Raw genomic sequence first — 1289 nt, 5'->3', positions numbered from 1 at the left:
ATGGGCGATTAGCTCAGTTGGGAGAGCATCGCCCTTACAAGGCGAGGGTCACTGGTTCGAACCCAGTATCGCCCACCATCTTTAATCTCTATTCTTTTATACACTCTGTAAATCTATTTAAAATATCTGTAAAAAGTATTTATTTTTTGTCTTCTATCTATTGTCTAATTAAAGTCAAGTTATAGTCTTTTTTATACTGCTTTCAGTATTATCTCGTATTTACTTTTTATGCTTTATTCTAAGTGTTAATTTATAATTTCACCCCTCTTTATTAAGCAAATATTTTCTTTTGTTTTTTTAGTCTAAGTCGTTATATAACAGACTCTAAAGATATATTTCTGTGTTTTTAAATGTGAAATAAATCGATGTTTTATAACTTTTTTATTTTAGATTAAACATTAATTAATAATCAAATTTACTATTGGCGAGCATTTGTCTATAGTTATTACTTTAGGGGAGATGTTTTTCAAAGATGGAACTTTGAATCTCGCCAAATTTAAATTCTTAGTTAAGCAAATGTTACCTGATCAAGTTGAAAGCAAGTTCTGTATAGACTTTATCGACAGTTACATGAAGCATAATTTTAAAAGTAAATAGTCTCGTGGGGAATAGTAATGGATAAGCCAAATAACCAAGTTAACGGAAATAGTGAAACTGAAGTTGAATTAACTGATGGCCAAGTGATTCAAACAGAAGAGCAACTTATTGTAGCTGGTGAAGAGATCGTACCTGAACTAGACCCATTAGCTTTAGAAGATTCCTCAGATGCTCCTGTAGCAGAAAATATTGTATTGCCAGATATCCAAAACGATCAAGAAGAGCTTGCAGATATCGATACTGATGACTTGGAAGCTATTTTAGCACTCGGTGAAGAAGTTTTAGATTTAGATATTGAAACAGCGGCTGGTGAAGAATCTGGTGGTGGTTTCTCACTTGTTGACTTTGACCGTGACGGTGACGAAACTATTGCGACAACAAATTTCGAAACAACTACGTTTGGTAGCGATACCGAAAACCCACAAGAATTTACTGATACAACTGATGACAGTAGTAACTTTGCTACTGGAAATACAGCACCAACACTTATTATCACCAACTCTAATGACTTCACTGAAGATGACGGCAGTGCCGTTGAAGGTGCTGTGGTTGCGACGTTTGAAACAACAGATGAAGACGGTGACGAGGTTACTGTTACATTGAGCGATACCGTAAATTATGAAATCGTAGATGGTACAGTTGTCTTAACAGAAGCGGGCGCAGAACTTGTCAATAGTGGCGAAGAATTACCT

At 35.2% G+C, this 1289-nt stretch carries 1 protein-coding gene and 1 tRNA gene; both read left to right on the top strand.

Annotated elements, in window-relative coordinates:
• Positions 1 to 2 precede the first annotated feature (2 nt).
• Positions 3 to 78 (top strand) — tRNA-Val (locus V5290_RS04055).
• Positions 79 to 614: 536 nt separating this feature from the next.
• Positions 615 to 1289: hypothetical protein (locus tag V5290_RS04050; protein WP_333382160.1), on the top strand; the 675-nt coding region annotated here is incomplete at its 3' end.

This window comes from Psychromonas arctica, assembly GCF_036697365.1.
GTDB classification, from domain to species: Bacteria; Pseudomonadota; Gammaproteobacteria; order Enterobacterales; family Psychromonadaceae; genus Psychromonas; species Psychromonas arctica_A.
This window is presented reverse-complemented; position numbering and strand designations above follow the sequence as displayed.